Raw genomic sequence first — 400 nt, 5'->3', positions numbered from 1 at the left:
TTTCCCGCCACGTTTCATGTAACGTGTCATTGCTATACGAGCAGATTCGATTTGACGAGATGTGATCCAAGATGTTGTTGTAGCTTGTAAACCAAACTCACCAAATGTTACGTAGTTACCGCCTTTAGAACGACCAGTTGTTTTAGGACGATGTTGACGACGATATTTTACACGTTTTGGTAGTAACATTATTATTTTCCTCCTCCACTAGTGTTCTTAGTAGGAAGAACTTCTCCACGATAGATCCATACTTTAACGCCTAATTTACCGTAAGTAGTGTCAGCTTCAGCGTGTGCATAATCGATGTCAGCACGTAACGTATGAAGTGGAACAGTTCCTTCTGAATATTGTTCAGCACGAGCGATGTCAGCTCCGCCTAAACGACCAGATACTTGAGTTT

1 protein-coding gene and 1 pseudogene are annotated in these 400 nt (G+C 41.8%); both read right to left on the bottom strand.

Annotation, left to right across the window (positions count from 1 at the left end; all coding sequences use genetic code 11):
• Positions 1-189 (bottom strand): 50S ribosomal protein L16 (gene rplP, locus KDK95_RS39110; RefSeq protein WP_212522678.1); only part of this gene is annotated, 189 nt, incomplete at its 3' end.
• 2 nt (positions 190-191) lie between these two features.
• Positions 192-400: pseudogene (gene rpsC, locus KDK95_RS39105) on the bottom strand (30S ribosomal protein S3); the annotation flags it as partial.

This window comes from Actinospica acidithermotolerans, assembly GCF_018139625.1.
In the GTDB taxonomy this organism is placed as follows: Bacteria; Actinomycetota; Actinomycetes; order Streptomycetales; family Catenulisporaceae; genus Actinospica; species Actinospica acidithermotolerans.
This window is presented reverse-complemented; position numbering and strand designations above follow the sequence as displayed.